Source organism: Alteromonas sp. W12, assembly GCF_001924945.1.
GTDB lineage: Bacteria > Pseudomonadota > Gammaproteobacteria > Enterobacterales > Alteromonadaceae > Alteromonas > Alteromonas macleodii.
The window spans coordinates 72,497-86,699 of the sequence record NZ_LQXH01000008.1; the positions used below are offsets into that span (position 1 = coordinate 72,497).

16 protein-coding genes are annotated in these 14,203 nt (G+C 45.5%); 5 read left to right on the forward strand and 11 right to left on the reverse strand.

What is annotated here, in order from left to right:
• Positions 1-31: 31 nt before the first annotated feature.
• The gene (locus AWH61_RS11720) at positions 32-895 is read right to left on the reverse strand and encodes a YicC/YloC family endoribonuclease (RefSeq protein ID WP_075177157.1); all 864 of its coding nucleotides are present in this window, start codon (positions 893-895) and stop codon (positions 32-34) included.
• Positions 896-1,196: 301 nt separating this feature from the next.
• Between AWH61_RS11720 and rph the strand changes: the two genes are divergently transcribed.
• From rph to tusA, 3 genes are read left to right on the forward strand one after another with little or no spacing between them, the layout of a single operon-like run.
• Positions 1,197-1,910, forward strand: a complete 714-nt coding sequence (gene rph, locus AWH61_RS11725; protein ID WP_014951432.1) for a ribonuclease PH — start codon at positions 1,197-1,199, stop codon at positions 1,908-1,910.
• A gap of 57 nt (positions 1,911-1,967) precedes the next feature.
• Complete coding sequence (gene pyrE, locus AWH61_RS11730; RefSeq protein ID WP_075177158.1) at positions 1,968-2,609, forward strand: orotate phosphoribosyltransferase; 642 nt, start codon at positions 1,968-1,970, stop codon at positions 2,607-2,609.
• Positions 2,599-2,859: a sulfurtransferase TusA gene (gene tusA / locus AWH61_RS11735; protein WP_014951430.1), complete on the forward strand. Its 261-nt coding sequence runs from the start codon at positions 2,599-2,601 to the stop codon at positions 2,857-2,859. Before pyrE ends, tusA begins: the two co-directional genes overlap by 11 nt.
• Positions 2,860-2,880: 21 nt before the next feature.
• On the opposite strand, the gene AWH61_RS11740 is transcribed toward tusA, so the two are convergent.
• From AWH61_RS11740 to AWH61_RS11765, 6 genes are all read right to left on the reverse strand, one after another.
• Positions 2,881-3,060: a hypothetical protein gene (locus tag AWH61_RS11740; protein WP_014951429.1), complete on the reverse strand. Its 180-nt coding sequence runs from the start codon at positions 3,058-3,060 to the stop codon at positions 2,881-2,883.
• 25 nt (positions 3,061-3,085) lie between these two features.
• On the reverse strand, positions 3,086-3,547 hold the full coding sequence (locus AWH61_RS11745; RefSeq protein ID WP_061486861.1) for a hypothetical protein: 462 nt from the start codon (positions 3,545-3,547) through the stop codon (positions 3,086-3,088).
• Between the two features lie 162 nt (positions 3,548-3,709).
• Positions 3,710-4,300 (reverse strand): YqaA family protein, encoded by a 591-nt coding sequence (locus AWH61_RS11750; RefSeq protein ID WP_075177159.1) that lies wholly within the window; start codon positions 4,298-4,300, stop codon positions 3,710-3,712.
• A 24-nt stretch (positions 4,301-4,324) separates the two neighbouring features.
• Positions 4,325-5,617 (reverse strand): amidohydrolase family protein, encoded by a 1,293-nt coding sequence (locus AWH61_RS11755; RefSeq protein ID WP_075177160.1) that lies wholly within the window; start codon positions 5,615-5,617, stop codon positions 4,325-4,327.
• A 149-nt stretch (positions 5,618-5,766) separates the two neighbouring features.
• Positions 5,767-6,351, reverse strand: a complete 585-nt coding sequence (locus tag AWH61_RS11760) for a DUF1285 domain-containing protein (protein WP_069945233.1) — start codon at positions 6,349-6,351, stop codon at positions 5,767-5,769.
• Positions 6,338-7,198 (reverse strand): DUF3014 domain-containing protein, encoded by an 861-nt coding sequence (locus AWH61_RS11765; RefSeq protein WP_075177161.1) that lies wholly within the window; start codon positions 7,196-7,198, stop codon positions 6,338-6,340. The genes AWH61_RS11760 and AWH61_RS11765 overlap by 14 nt, the downstream gene beginning before the upstream one ends.
• A 381-nt stretch (positions 7,199-7,579) precedes the next feature.
• On the opposite strand from AWH61_RS11765, the gene AWH61_RS11770 reads away from it, so the two are divergent.
• Both AWH61_RS11770 and AWH61_RS11775 read left to right on the forward strand, forming a co-directional pair.
• Entirely contained in the window at positions 7,580-7,972 is a 393-nt protein-coding gene (locus AWH61_RS11770; RefSeq protein WP_014951423.1) for a hypothetical protein, read from the forward strand.
• A gap of 90 nt (positions 7,973-8,062) precedes the next feature.
• The gene (locus tag AWH61_RS11775; protein WP_014951422.1) at positions 8,063-8,371 is read left to right on the forward strand and encodes a DUF6482 family protein; all 309 of its coding nucleotides are present in this window, start codon (positions 8,063-8,065) and stop codon (positions 8,369-8,371) included.
• A 175-nt stretch (positions 8,372-8,546) separates the two neighbouring features.
• Here the strand turns inward: AWH61_RS11775 and AWH61_RS11780 are convergent, their stop codons facing one another.
• The 4 genes from AWH61_RS11780 to AWH61_RS11795 form a co-directional block, all read right to left on the reverse strand.
• Complete coding sequence (locus AWH61_RS11780; RefSeq protein ID WP_069945231.1) at positions 8,547-9,914, reverse strand: ABC1 kinase family protein; 1,368 nt, start codon at positions 9,912-9,914, stop codon at positions 8,547-8,549.
• 375 nt (positions 9,915-10,289) lie between these two features.
• Entirely contained in the window at positions 10,290-10,709 is a 420-nt protein-coding gene (locus AWH61_RS11785) for a hypothetical protein (protein ID WP_014951420.1), read from the reverse strand.
• 283 nt (positions 10,710-10,992) lie between these two features.
• On the reverse strand, positions 10,993-11,577 hold the full coding sequence (locus tag AWH61_RS11790) for a DUF6702 family protein (protein ID WP_014977821.1): 585 nt from the start codon (positions 11,575-11,577) through the stop codon (positions 10,993-10,995).
• Positions 11,567-14,029 carry a M1 family aminopeptidase gene (locus AWH61_RS11795; protein ID WP_014980757.1) on the reverse strand — a complete coding sequence of 821 codons (2,463 nt, stop codon included), beginning with the start codon at positions 14,027-14,029 and terminating at the stop codon, positions 11,567-11,569. The genes AWH61_RS11790 and AWH61_RS11795 overlap by 11 nt, the downstream gene beginning before the upstream one ends.
• Between the last annotated feature and the right edge of the window lie 174 nt (positions 14,030-14,203).

Genomic DNA, 14,203 nt, shown 5'->3' on the forward strand with positions numbered 1-14,203 from the left:
ATTTATTGAATGAGTTTGAGTCTGCTTTTAATTACTCAATATTCTGAATTTGCTCGCGCATCTGCTCAATCAGGACTTTAAGTTCAACCGCCGATTGTGTGATGTCGGTGCTGATAGACTTTGAACCTAACGTGTTCGATTCGCGGTTAAACTCCTGCATCATGAAATCAAGACGGCGGCCTACTGCTCCACCCTTTTTAAGGATATTGCGGGTTTCCTTAACGTGAGCATTCAGACGATCTAACTCTTCTGCCACATCTACTTTTTGCGCCAGCATGATCATTTCTTGTTCAAAACGGCCTGCATCAAGTTCAACCTTTGCCTCTTCAAAGCGGGTTTGCACTTTTTCTCGCTGCCACACCATGATTTCAGGCATACGTGCGGCCACTTTTTCAGCTTCCACTTCAATGGCATCTAGGCGCTGCGTGATCATACCTTTAAGGGCTTCCCCTTCGGTAGCGCGGGCACTGATAAAATCGTTAAGAGCTTGGTCGAACGCGGTCATTACGTCAGCGTGGATGGCGTCCATATCGGCTTCTTCCGCTGCAATTACCCCAGGCCAGCGCAAAACGTCTAGTGGGTTAACCCCCGTGGATTGGCCATGGGATTGCACCCAGTCAGCGGCGTGAAGCACTTGCTTAGCCAACTCTTCATTTAAGCTTAGCTTAGTTACAGCAGCATCGTTGGCAGTAAAACGCAGCGCACATTCCACCTTACCTCGGGCTAGCTTTTTACGGAATCGTTCACGTAAAACCGGCTCCAATGAGCGAAACTGTTCCGGCAGGCGAAAGTAAGTTTCTAAAAAGCGTTGGTTGACCGAGCGTATTTCCCACACGGCTGAGCCCCACTCTTTTTTGGTTTCTACGCGTGCAAACGCTGTCATGCTGTAAATCATAAATATCCTTTAAATTTAACTGAAAGCCTGCAAAAACAACCCGAACGTCGTGTTGTATACGTGAATATCTACAGCAGGTTTTCTTGTATTTTGTATATTAGCGCACATTTACGTAATTCAATAAGCAAACATGTAAAGTTCGTTTTTAACGGCCGCGGGTATTGCGTTATACTTAGGCGCAATTTCGTAGCTACATCGAATTTATAGGTTTTGACCGCGAATTGGGCTTTCTATTCACATATCGCCAATAAAACCTGTAAAACGCTACCCTTTTTTAAGCACTTACGTTGTGGAGAACACTATGCGTCCAAGCGGCAGAACCGCCAGTCAAATTCGCCCTGTTACAATTACTCGCCAATACACTTGTCACGCAGAAGGCTCTGTTCTTGTAGAGTTTGGTAACACTAAGGTGTTGTGTAATGCGACGGTAGAAGAAGGTGTGCCACGCTTTATGAAGGGCCAAGGGAAAGGCTGGATTACAGCTGAGTACAGCATGCTTCCACGTGCTACTCATACGCGAAGCGGCCGTGAAGCGGCGCGCGGTAAACAAGGCGGCCGCACGTTAGAGATCCAGCGTCTAATTGCGCGTTCACTACGCGCAGCGGTAGATTTAAAACTTCTGGGCGAAAACACCATTACGTTAGACTGCGACGTTATTCAGGCCGACGGCGGTACGCGTACAGCGTCAATTACCGGTGCGTGTGTAGCTCTTGTTGATGCACTTACTTACATGCGTGCAAAAGGCATTATCAAAACTAACCCGCTTAAACATATGATTGCCGCCCTTTCAGTAGGTATTTACGAAGGTACGCCAATCGCTGACCTTGAGTACACCGAAGACTCTGAGGCAGAAACAGATATGAACATTGTAATGACCGAAACCGGCAAGCTGATTGAAGTTCAAGGTACTGCAGAGGGCGAACCGTTCTCGTTTGAAGAGCTTGACGAGATGCTGAAAATTGGTAAGCACGGTTTACGTGAATTGTTCGACATTCAAAAAGCGGCGCTAGCGTAAGCGAGTCATCGACACGTAGTTAGAACCAACGCGTAAATTAGAAATTAAGAGGTCATCATGAAAGCGTTTCAGCGTGATTTTATTGAGTTTGCCATTGAACGTGGCGTACTTAAATTTGGCGAATTCACTTTAAAGTCAGGCCGCGTTAGCCCGTACTTTTTCAATGCCGGTTTGTTTAATCGCGGTGGCGATTTGGCTAAGTTGGGGCGTTTTTACGCTGATGCGTTAATGGACGCAGACGTTGCGTTCGATGTACTTTTTGGTCCAGCCTATAAGGGCATTCCTATTGCGACAACAACAGCCGTTGCATTGGCCGATAGCCACAAGCTTGATGTCCCTTATTGCTTCAACCGCAAAGAAGCGAAAACCCACGGTGAAGGCGGCAATCTAGTTGGCAGCCCACTAGAAGGTAAGGTTATGCTGGTGGATGACGTGATCACTGCGGGTACGGCTATTCGCGAATCGATGACCTTAATCGAGCAACAGCAGGCTAGCTTGTCTGGCGTGCTGATTGCGCTAGACAGACAAGAGCGCGGTAATGGCGAACTGTCAGCTATTCAAGAGGTCGAGCGCGACTTTGGCACTCAGGTTATCTCTATTGTATCGCTTGCCGATGTCGTGGCTTATCTGACCGAGAAAGGCGGGTTTGATAGCGAAATCAGCGCCATTAACACCTATCGTGAAAATTATGGCATCTGATTTTGACAGCGCATTTAGCGCGGCTAGTCAGCATTTAGATGCGCTAGGATTGCGTTGCCCAGAGCCAGTAATGATGGTGCGTCTGAATATTCGAAAGCTGGCCGATGGGGAAACTTTATCGGTCACGGCTGACGATCCCTCAACGGCCAGAGATATTCCTAGCTTTTGCCGCTTTATGGACCACACGCTGGTTGCGTCTCAAACCGAGACCATGCCTTACCAATACGTAATTAAGAAAGGGCGCGCTTGAGCGCCTTTTTTGTTACTGTTTCTACTCGCGGCCGCTAGCAGCCTGCAATAAAAGTTGCTTCAAAACCTGCTTGCTTCGCGAACAGGTACAGTGAATATCTGTCATGTGTAGCACTTCACCATTAAGCATTTTTTGAAGTACAGAAGCTCTAACGTTTAATGAGACAAAGCCGTCTTCGCTTGAAATTTGTTTCGACGCCATAACTATCTCCTTTTATCTAAAGTATTTAATGCACTGCCACAGAAGCGAGTCGTTTGCTTGCTTGGGGGACATAGGTTTGCTCAAGGGTATGCTGAATGGCCGCGATTAGCCTGCATATAGAAGGATTGGTGGCATGCAGGGGTAATATGGCAATAAGCTGTTGCTGACATTCTTGTAAAATAGCGTGAGATTCTCGCTTCCTATGTTCTTCGGCAAGCAGAGATGATAAGTACATTCCCATAGTGGAAAAAGCGAGTACGTCTTCTTGAACTACACTGACTTTCTGCAAAGAGGTAGGCTGAAGCGCATTAAGGATAACCTTTGCGGCCTCAAAGGTCTGGTAACCTAATTCTCTCGCATAATCCAATTTACCCTGTTGATGAGCCTGTTGCGTCTGCGCTTGCATAGCATAGCGATGCTGTCGCGCGTTTGAAGGGTTTAGCTGTAGCCACTTTTTGTAAACTGGGCATAGCCGCTGAACATTCATATAAGCACCTCCTGTTTTTTATTACATTAGTGCAAATAAGAATCATTATCAAATGTAAAGTTCAAAAAATCTATTGGGTTGATTTGATATTTACGTTGTCGTGAACCAACGGCATCGTTTGTCTCGCCTATTAAGTGCTTTGAGTCACTAGTACAGGCAAGCTTATTGGCTGATTAAATTTGAAAGCCACCATAAAAGAAGCACTGCAACTGTGATAGCAATAACCGCTTTCATTTTGTAGCGCTTAATGAGCTGCTCAGCTTTGTCTCCTGCGTAATAGACCACGGCTGCGAGTCCGAAATAGCGAATTGAACGTGCAATAACAGTAGCTAAAAGAAAAAGCGGAAGTGAGTATTGGGTTGCACCTGCTGCAAGCATCGCAACCTGAAAAGGGATAGGGGCAATACCTAAGGTCATTACGAACCAAAAACCTTGGTTTTGCATCTGCTGTTTAACATTATCAAATTGTTCCTGGCTGAAAAAAGTATCTATAAGCCACTGACCAACCATATCGAAAAGATAATAGCCAAGAGCATAGCCGAAGACTGCGCCAATCACGCAGCCTATGGTGGCCATCAATGCAATTTGCCAAAGCGACTCTCGTCTTGCTTGCATTAGTGGCACCATTATGGCTTCTAGTGGTATGGGAACAATGGTTGATTCTAAAAATGAGGCAAGAGTGATGCCCTTTAACATATGCTTAGAATCGACAAGTTTTTTGGTTTTGTGCTTAACCTTTTTACCTAGTTCCATGTAATCCCTACCACTTTATTTTCTCTACTGCTTGTAAACAACTCCGTCTTTCATCACAAAAGACACGCTTTCCATAAGCGATATATCGTCAAGCGGGTTGCCTTGAACCGCAACAATATCAGCCAACTTACCCTCTTCCAGCGTGCCAAGAATATCGCTGATACCTAGTAAATTCGCGCTATTCACGGTGGCACTTAGCAGCGCGTCGGCAGGCTTCATACCAGCTTCAACCATTAATGAAAACTCTTGCGCATTGTCGCCGTGGGCTGATACACCACTGTCTGTACCAAAAGCAATTTTTACGCCTGCTTTATGTGCTTGTTCAAAGGTATTTTGGATAAGCGGGCCAATGGCTGCAGCTTTCGGGCGCACCAATTCCGGAAAGAAGCCATCAATTTTGGCTTTGTCTGCTACAAACTTTCCTGCCAGTATTGTTGGTACATAGTAGGTGCCGTGCTTCTTCATTAATGTGCGAATTTCGTCGTCCATATAAGTGCCGTGTTCAATAGAGTCCACACCGGCTTCAATAGCCCGCTTCATGCCTTCTTTCCCATGCGCGTGCACTGCTACTGTCATACCGTAGTCTTTTGCCGTTTCAACAATTGCTTCTAGTTCATCGGTCATGAACTGCGGGTTTTGGCCGCTTTTAGCAACACTCAATACGCCGCCGGTTGCGGTGATCTTGATTAAGTCCGCACCATCTTGGTAACGAGTTCTTACTGCTTCACGGGCTTCAGCTTCGCCATTAACCACACCTTGCTTAGGGCCTACGTCTGGGCGAAGTAAATGAGATAAGCCATTACTTGGATCGGCGTGCCCGCCTGTAGTGGCAATAGATTTGGCAACGGTATAGATTCGCGGACCTGTAGCATAGCCTTTACTAATAGCGTTCCTTAGCGCAACGGTTTCGTTGTAGCCATCCCCTAAGTTGCGAACCGTGGTGAAGCCCGAATCTAACGTAATCTTAGCGTAGTTCGCTGCCCGTAATGCATAGTCGGCTTCATTTAGTGAAAAGCGCTCCAGATACGTTTGAGGACCACCATGTTGAGAAGACAAATGAACATGCATGTCCATCAGACCTGGCATAACGGTTGACGTCTTCAAGTCGATGACAGTATCGCCTTCTTGGGCTTCAGCAAACCCCTTTTTTACCGCTTTGATCTTGTTGTCTTCAACAACAATAGTCACATTTTCCTGAAGAGAGTTTGATGTGCCAGTAAACACTTTTCCTGCATGAATCAGCGTGTCGGCTACAGTGGAAAAGGGCGATGAAAGTAAGGCACTGGCAACGGCCAGCGTAATCAGAGGCTTTTTCATGATATAGGTCTTCTTGTTGATTGTTTTATAGACTATATCGAATGTAATGCAGTCAGAGGTATAACGCAAAACAAAGCGCTGTTAACGGTGCTTTATTGAAGATGAATTACGTTTTGATATGTTCGAAGAGACAGAAGCAACAAAGTAGGCTAGTTGCTTACTTCACCTAAAATAAAGGTGATGCCGTTTGACTGAATACTAAATTGCGTGCCGGCTTCATCCGGTTTTTCATCAGCTTGTTCAAGCAGTTGATAATAGGCATTTTGATGTAGTCTTGCCCACAAGTTTCTGCGAACGCATAGGTAGGGAATGGGCGTTGCCTCTGGATCTTGTATGGCTTTAGGCGGAACGCGAAGTTCGAGCTGATCAGCACGCTCTAACCTTACAATGTCGCCTGTTTGTGTGGTAAACACATAGGTGTTATCACTCGCTGATTCACCCTCTTCCCTATGCCATTGAGTTACAAGAAAAGGTGTGTCTTCAACGGTAATGCCTACTTTTTCTACGGGAGTAACTAAGAAGTACTTGTCACCTTCCCGCTTTAACACCGAAGCAAAAAGCTGAACCAAGCTTGCGCGCCCAATAGGACTGCCTTCATAAAACCATCTTCCATCAAGCGCTATAGTTAGATTAATGTCACCGCAAAAATCGGGGTTCCATTGTTCAACAGGAGGTAAAGGGCGCGCTTTTGACGACGTGCCCTTAAGCTGCTGCTGAAATCTAGTTAGATCCACGCTCTTCAACCAATACTTTTAGTTCGCGTAGCTTTGCCTTTATGCGACGCATGTTATCTGGGCCAGTACGAAGAAGTTGTTTCTGTGGCTCGTTTAAACTTTCTAGACGATCATCAGCATACTTATAGGCGACCGAGTCGGTATAAACCTCTACAGGAACCGGCACTTCAGGTGTATCAAGAAGCTGATCAATCGCTTCTAGCAATACGCTGTTGAAGTCTTGGTCAGGGCTTCCAATTTCGGCGTACTTCGCCTGAATGTCGTCTTTATAAATACCGTAGATGTTAAGCAGTGCTTCGTTATTGAATGACTCCAACATATCTACGTATGGTGTATAACGTTTATAGCTTGCTGCATCAATCCATTGCTTGCCTGCTTGAGAGTATACGCGGAAGTTCTGCTCAGGTGGCGTTAGTAACTGGTGATTAGGCGCCATTTCATCATTTGCTAGATTCGTAACCGACACCACAAAGCGTTGAATTAGACCTTCGTCAACCAGCATGCGGTTAACGGTTTCTTCGCTCGCAGACGAACTCTCAATAAGTGAAGCTTTCACCGCAGGATCGCTGGTATCCAGAGGTTCCGGTTCTGGTTCAACTGGCTCTGGAAGCGGCTCAACCTCGTCTTTTTCCTCAAGCTCTACTGTTGGGGCTGGCTGAGTAGGCTCAAATACTTCAGGCTCTTCTGGCGTAGTCACTTCAGGTTCAGTCACTTCGGGCTCAGGCGTAACTACTGACTCAGGCTCATCGTCGCTGGGCCAAAACACAACAGCCAGAATAACAACAAGAAGGATGCCTACAATGATAAAGTGTGGGCCTAACGATTTCTTTTCCGACGATTCGCTCATAATGACTCCGCTACAAAACTATCCTTTTGGTAATACTACCAGAGATAACACCCAAATTTAGAAAATCAATCAAGAGAAATGTTCCCTTAGATTGTAAATTCCTTATTTTGAACACTTTTTAACGTAAAAAAGTCACTTTCCGATTTCTTTTTATACAAATTTAGTGGAAAACCCTCATTTTTTCTTCTCATTCACATTCGATATTATGTAAATGCAAAAATTATTTTTAAACAAATGTTTAACAAATTGGGTTTGTGTACTAATGTGTTGATTAGTCATTGAAAAGCAAATGCTAGCTCGTTGTTATCTATAATAATTAGTGAATATTTCGAGCCTCACGACCCCGTTTCAACTTAAATGTGCCCTTATAGGATAATTAGCGTGAGTAAGTTTAGACAGTATCACCCTAAATTACACCGAGCAGTAAAACGCTACAGTGTTATGCAGCATCTAATCATGCTGGGAGTAATGCTTTATCTCCTTTTAAATATCAATAACTTGTCAACTAAGCATCAGATCATTGCTGTAGCGACTGTCATTGTTATGAGTATACAAAATGGCTTTATACTGTCTAAAGCGAAAGTCGCTTTAGCTGTTGAAGGCCCTAGGTTGCTGGTATTTCCATTACTATGGATTGCTTCTGGAATGGGAACGGCGGCGTTCCTATACAGTGCCTGCTCTCTTGCATCCTTGCTGGTGTTGGCAAATGCAGTACGGTTTAAAAACCACCGACCTCCGCTAGACCTATCTAATGAACCTGAGCACCTTGCTTAACGTATATATTCTGTTTTTTCGCCCTAACTTCCGTCATTAAATAAGAATATAGGGCGTGCAAGGTGCATACTTGGTTCATGAGGTAGAAAAATGCAGAAGTTCTATTTTCGAGATATTGAAGAGTCGCCTACCGCGATAGATTATCTGGAAGTTCAGTCGTATGAGATGAATGTTTACTTGGTTTATCTCACTATCGGCAGTCAAAGTGGCATGCTTTACGACAACAAAGATAAGCCCATGCGTTTTTTTAGTGCCGGCCACATTCGCGAAGCCTTCGCGCATTGTCATGTTCAGCAGGCGGTAATGAAGCACGATACGCCTTACGATGAAATGATTGGCAACCCGCCAAAAAGTAAAGAACAGATGGCGTTACCGTTCAGTATGGATTTGCCTTACTAGACTGTTGTGCGAGTGCTGTAGGCTTTTTGAAGTGGGTCCTATTTGAGTTCAGTAAGGTCGCAGCGCAACGTTTTCACAGTAAAACATGGCACAGCACCGCAAAACCGATTTAAACGATATATAAGCTGCGTAATAAGTAGTTTCTTACTCGCTTAACACACCAACGAAGTGCAGGTTATAGATTCAGCCATGTACCTGCAGCCTTTCGCATATCTACTTTAGCTTTCAATCGTTTAGCCAACAGAAATAAGCCACCTAGCTTCCTGTGTATAAACAGGGCATCTACTGGCGGCGTGTGCCAAAAATTGTGCTCCATAGTCAGCGCCATTCCCTTTTCGTGAAGCCTTGCAATAAGGTCGCTTTGTCCAAAGTCATAAGCGCCCTCGCAGCGAATCGCTTCACACGCCTCCATACCAATGTTTATGACGGCGTCGACTTGCGTTTGAGAGTGGCTTTCGTCAATTAATCCTATGCGAAACGCGGCTTGCTGCATCATCGCTCTATCGTTGGCTGCGGCGCTGTTGAGTAACGTTTGATACTGGGCTGAAATGGCGTCAGGCACATCCCGTGTAGCACCAAAATCTAACAGAACGATTTCTTTTGTATCGGGTTTAAACTGGTAGTTGGCTAAGTTAGGGTCGCTCTGCAGCAGCTTAAAATGAAAAATTTCATTAAAAAATAAAGTCATTAGCGCCGTCATCACGGCATCTCGGACGTCCTGAGGCTCGTTTAATAGCGCATCTAAGTCTTGCGCCTCTATGAAATCCATCGCTAACACGGTACCGGTGGTAAGGGGAGCAAAGGTTTGCGGAATGACAAACGCATTACTCCCCTTGTTTTGGATGTCGGTGCTTTCAACCAACGCGCGATAACGGTTGAGCATGTCAGCTTCTCGCACATAATCAGCTTCTTGGTGAAGCTGAGCTTTAGCTTCTTGTAAAAGCGGGTTGATATCTAATGATTTGGGTACCAAGCCAGTGAGTTTTATAAGTGTAGCTACGTTGTCTACATCGCTATCTATGCTTTTTTTCACACCTGGATACTGCACTTTTACTGCTAACATCCGACCGTTCATCGTAATGACTTTATGCACCTGACCAATAGAGGCCGCAGCTATAGGGGCAAAGGAAAAGTAAAGTAAGTCATCTTGCCATTTTTCGCCCCAAGACTGATTCAGCGTGGCAATTAACTGGTCTTTTGGCATCGGGTCAGCGTCGTCCCGTAATCGCCCTAGAATTACCGCAAGCTCTTCGGGGAGAAAATCTCCTGCATCCATTGAAATAAGCTGCCCGAGCTTCATAGCTGCACCACGCATACTGGCAAGCTGATCTGCAATGTTTGAAATGTTTTTGGGCGTTAAGAGCAGCGAAGACAACGCGGGCTTCTCGCCCTTTAACAGTTGTCCTGCACCTTGTGATACTACGTTACCTGCAATTCTACCTGCCAATGAGCCCAAGCGGCCTATGCGCGATAAACGCGACGACGGTACCGCTCTACTAGAACGGGTTGGTGATTCAGCGGATTTATTGGGCTTCTCTGCCATAGGCTCACTCAGTTTTATTAAGGGCGAAGGGTAACGTTTGGTTTTTTATTGGCTAAACATAACCTAAAAAAGTAACTGGAGTTTATAAATTATACTGTCGGACAAAACGTCTGGATCGGGTTTCCAGCCAAAAGTCATTGAGGACCTGTTGACCATTGCTGTACATCAAAGATCAACAGGACTTAATGTTTAGGAAGTGAGGTTGCTAACAGGGCAATCAACGGATAAGACAGCTGTTTAAACAGAAGTCTGATTTAAAAGCCGCGTTTAGATTGCCCATAATGTACTTAAAAGAAATGTGTACTTGCCGTTCCTAGTCGCTTAGCGCTTTCTTACTAGGAGAGTTGTACAAGGCAATTGTAAAAACACTGTGTGCTAGATTATCTGTGAAATAAATTGAATCACTAGTCCAACAACGCTTCCGTAAGCAAACCCAGCCCAGCCACTTGTCGCTCTATAACGCCAAAGTGCTGCACCAAAAAAGCCACACCAAAGCATGGCAGAATAGGTGGAAACAAGGCCGCCGCCCATCCCTGTATCTGGCAAAAACAGCATGACGACAAAGGTTAGCGCCATTGCGCCACTTAACAGCACCCACATGATATTTTTCTTATCAGCGAACGCATTGTTTTGTTTGACGTTCTTTGCATCGGCATCTTGCATTTGCTGCGCATCTTCTGCTTGAACAGCGCACTGAGCTGCTTTGGATGCACGTAGTTTTCGTGCACTACGCTCACTTCTTGATTGGGGTTTCTTGACCTGTGAAGGCAACGGTGATGCAGCGCTATGGGTCATGATGTACCTCATTAACTGAATTTAGTAACTGTTTATCCATAATTAAGGTAGAGCATGCATGCCAAGATGACTATACGACTTCGGTCTCACACGACAATTAGAAAACGTGTTTTAGGATTTTCCCTATTCGAATGCGGCGCTCGAATTAGAGGGGCAAAAGCTGAGGTAGGCATCCATTATCTACAAGAACACCGTGAAGCACGTAAACAAAAAAGCCCACCCGCAATCACTGCCGTTTGACAAGGAATGCGGGTGGGCTTTCACAAACTTATACCGTTAGGTATTAGTGATGGTCGCTATTTTGGCTTTTGAAGCTTACTTCCAGCAAATTTACGCTATCAGCAAAGGTCAGGGTTTTGATATCACCCTTGCCTTCTACATTTAGCGTATTCACTTGTTTTGGCCACAAGTCACGCAATGCATCATGGCGAATTTTAATGCCTTCAAGTACAGGCGGCTCAGCAGTTTCCTGATAAACCCAAAAGTGCTTACCTTCAACTTCAAAGCCAACATCAGCAAGCTTTAATGGCTCGCCTGCTGCATTTAAAATTGCAAAGTGGTGGGCGACGTAATCAGCGAATTGTTGCTGCGTTTCTATGTCGTCCATAATATCTGCGTGCTTGTCGAACAATGCTTTAACCGCGTGTTCAGCATCGTGCAAATTAAAGCGGTGCATCACCTCAATATTTTCTGTTCTAGGATTGAACAGTACCGTGGTAATTGCTGCTTTTATTTGATGCGCTTGGGCTGCAGTGCTGTACGACATTGCGCTAACTAATAGCGCAGCCGTAATTGCGAATGCACTTACGCTTGCAAGCAGAGCATGAGCGCTCTGCTGCAAGCGAGCCAAAGACAACTTATTCGTCATCTTTGTCCTCGTCGTCGGTTTTCAGTTCGGTCTTTGAGTCGTGCATAAGGTCGCGGTACTCGTAAGTGTTACGCGGCTTATTCTTATACGCTTCAATACGCGAAGGAATGATACGACGCGGGTAGTGGTTATTTTCCACATCTACGTCTGCGGTTTCCCAGTGCGGATCAACGGTTACGCTTACCAGCTCTTTGTCTTTGTCGGTAACAATAAGCTTGCTTACGGCTTTAGGTGTACGACGCCAGATTTCCGCAGGAATACGCATTTCTTCTTTCGTGCCGTCTTCAAACGTTAGTTCAAGAATGATTGGCATCACCAACCCACCCTTGTTGCTGAAATCTAGCACGTAGTAGTTTTTGTCTTCTTTCACCGCACGCTCAAACGCTTTACGCTCCCAAGGCTCAAGATCTTTCAAGAATTTCTTGTACTTGTTGCGCTCTTTGTTAGTTACGGTGTAACGATCGTTTTCGTCGTAGAAGTCACTGATATCTTCAAAGCGATCTACCCAAAGCTTTTTGCCTTCTTCTTTATTACGAAGGTCGGTAAGTGACTTCGGTTTTTCCATCTCTGCTTCACGTTCGCGAGCAAAATCGATATCTGGATCTTCAGTGTCTAAACGAAGCTTGTATACGCTGTCTAGGCTAATATCTACATGGTCTGTGGTGTAAAACCAACCACGCCAGAACCAGTCTAGGTCAACGCCTGACGCCTCTTCCATAGTACGGAAGAAATCTGATGGTGTAGGACGTTTAAACATCCAACGCTGCGCGTACTCTTTAAACGCGAAATCAAACAGCTCACGGCCAAGAATAGTTTCGCGAAGAATGTTAAGCGCTACTGCAGGCTTGGTATAGGCATTTGGGCCAAGGCGAAGTACTGAGTCAGACTGGGTCATAATTGGCACCTGCGTCTGAGACTTCATGTAGCCAGTGATATCACGTGGCTCAACGCCCCAAGGGATCGTAGGATCCCACTCGCGACCGGCAACGCCGTCTAGGAAGCTGTTCAGACCTTCATCCATCCATGTCCACTGGCGCTCGTCAGAGTTAACGGTCATAGGGAAATAGATATGACCTACTTCGTGAATAACCACGCCAATAAGGAAACGTTTCTCAGCAAGCGAGTACGTGCGTGAACCATCGTCACGAAGCTCTGTACGCGGGCCGTTGAAGGTGATCATGGGGTATTCCATGCCGCCAACTGGACCATTTACTGATTGGGCTACTGGGTATGGGTAATCGAAGCTAAAGCGGCTATAAACATCCATCGTGTGGATGATTGATTCTGTAGAATACTTCTGCCATAGCTCGCCACCTTCTTTCGGGTAGAAAGACATAGCCATTACCAATGGTTGAGTGTCACCGCCTTGCTGATAGCCACGCGCATCCCACGCAAATTTACGCGAAGAGGCCCATGCAAAGTCACGTACGTTTTCTGCCTTAAAGGTCCAAGTTTTAAGCTTAGTCGTGCCTTCTTTTTCGTTCTCAATTGCTTCTTCTGGTGAAACAATGAATACGATACGGTCAGCTTTTTCTGCCTTTTTCAGACGGTCGCGCTGTGTTTTAGTTAACACGTCTTTCGGGTTTTGAAGCACACCCGTTGACGATACGATGTGGTCAGCAGGAACCGTAATATCTACTTCGTAGTTACCGAACTCTAGCGTGAACTCACCACGGCCAATAAATTCTTTATTGGTCCATGCTTCGTAGTCGGTGTATGCAGCTAGGCGTGGGAACCACTGTGCTAGCAAGAAGATGTCATTACCACCTTCACGTTCGTCATCTGGGAAATGCTCGTAACCTGCACGTGCTGAAACAGCGTCTTCTTCAACAATGTTAAACGCAAAATCGATATCAAACGTAACTTTGCTGCCTGGCTTCAACGGTTGAGCCAAGTCAACACGCATTAAGGTGCCAACTACTGTGTGACGTAAGTCATTGCCCGCTTTGTCTTCAACACGAGAAATGGTATAGCCCAGCTCGTTGTCGTCAACAAACTGCTGACGGCGCAATGCACCCATGCTTAGCTTAGCTGGCGCATCGCCGCTAGCAGCTTGCGTACCCGGCCCGCGGTTACCGATACCGCCAAACGTGGTAGTAAGCGCAGACATTGAATCGTCGCGGAATTTGTTTTGGTCAAGCTGGATCCACAAGTACTTAAGCGTGTCTGGCGCGTTGTTGTGGTAAGTAATGGTTTCGCTTGCTTCAATGCGGCGTTTGTCTTCAAGTAGCTTTACGTCAATATCGTAATCTACTTGTTGTTGCCAATATTGGTGGCCTGGCTCACCAGCGGCGTTACGGTATACGTTTGGAGTAGGAAGAACTTCGTCCAGCTGACGGAATTTATCTTCGAAATCGCCTTTAGTTTGTTTAATAGCGGCGGTACTAGGAAGAGAAATCAGCATAGACAACACTGGCGCTAGCCAGAAAAAGTGTCGTTTTGCGGTGCTCATGCAGGTTCCTTGCAACTTGTAAGTTAGAATTGTTATAAGATAACACCGCCTAGTATATAAGTATGCCTGTCACAATCCAATTTTTTGACCGTAAACTAACCATGTTTTAACGCAAAAAAACTGTAACAGATCGTTTTGTTTCGCGCTTTAACTGTCGTATTCTTAAACTCTTGT

Excerpts from the sequence above, each read along its gene's own strand:
- AWH61_RS11720 (WP_075177157.1), bottom strand. The coding sequence starts at position 895 with ATGATTTACAGCATGACAGCGTTTGCACGCGTAGAAACCAAAAAAGAG.
- rph (WP_014951432.1), top strand. The coding sequence starts at position 1,197 with ATGCGTCCAAGCGGCAGAACCGCCAGTCAAATTCGCCCTGTTACAATT.
- pyrE (WP_075177158.1), top strand. The coding sequence starts at position 1,968 with ATGAAAGCGTTTCAGCGTGATTTTATTGAGTTTGCCATTGAACGTGGC.
- tusA (WP_014951430.1), top strand. The coding sequence starts at position 2,599 with ATGGCATCTGATTTTGACAGCGCATTTAGCGCGGCTAGTCAGCATTTA.
- AWH61_RS11740 (WP_014951429.1), bottom strand. The coding sequence starts at position 3,060 with ATGGCGTCGAAACAAATTTCAAGCGAAGACGGCTTTGTCTCATTAAAC.
- AWH61_RS11745 (WP_061486861.1), bottom strand. The coding sequence starts at position 3,547 with ATGAATGTTCAGCGGCTATGCCCAGTTTACAAAAAGTGGCTACAGCTA.
- AWH61_RS11750 (WP_075177159.1), bottom strand. The coding sequence starts at position 4,300 with ATGGAACTAGGTAAAAAGGTTAAGCACAAAACCAAAAAACTTGTCGAT.
- AWH61_RS11755 (WP_075177160.1), bottom strand. The coding sequence starts at position 5,617 with ATGAAAAAGCCTCTGATTACGCTGGCCGTTGCCAGTGCCTTACTTTCA.
- AWH61_RS11765 (WP_075177161.1), bottom strand. The coding sequence starts at position 7,198 with ATGAGCGAATCGTCGGAAAAGAAATCGTTAGGCCCACACTTTATCATT.
- AWH61_RS11775 (WP_014951422.1), top strand. The coding sequence starts at position 8,063 with ATGCAGAAGTTCTATTTTCGAGATATTGAAGAGTCGCCTACCGCGATA.
- AWH61_RS11780 (WP_069945231.1), bottom strand. The coding sequence starts at position 9,914 with ATGGCAGAGAAGCCCAATAAATCCGCTGAATCACCAACCCGTTCTAGT.
- AWH61_RS11785 (WP_014951420.1), bottom strand. The coding sequence starts at position 10,709 with ATGACCCATAGCGCTGCATCACCGTTGCCTTCACAGGTCAAGAAACCC.
- AWH61_RS11790 (WP_014977821.1), bottom strand. The coding sequence starts at position 11,577 with ATGACGAATAAGTTGTCTTTGGCTCGCTTGCAGCAGAGCGCTCATGCT.
- AWH61_RS11795 (WP_014980757.1), bottom strand. The coding sequence starts at position 14,029 with ATGAGCACCGCAAAACGACACTTTTTCTGGCTAGCGCCAGTGTTGTCT.